Genomic DNA, 300 nt, shown 5'->3' on the forward strand with positions numbered 1-300 from the left:
TAAACCATTTTACTTTACCTGTTAATGTCATGGTAAGTGCCTCCTAAAAATAATAAAAATAAATTACAATATGATCGTCTTATTTGAACGTAAATAAAAATTCACATATTATCAAAAACCCATGAGGAATACTTATGATTCCTAATTGATGCTTGATAATATGCAAAGTAAAGTCTTTGTGAATTTGACCTTAATTCCTATCTTACAACAAATGGTGAGAAATAGCAAGTGCTGGAAGAGATGTGGAACAAATAGGAAGTTCCTTGTTCAAAAAAGTGATTGTTATGAATTGTTAATTGC

The sequence above is a fragment of the Bacillus sp. JJ1127 genome, from assembly GCF_036965845.1.
GTDB lineage: Bacteria > Bacillota > Bacilli > Bacillales > Bacillaceae_G > Bacillus_A.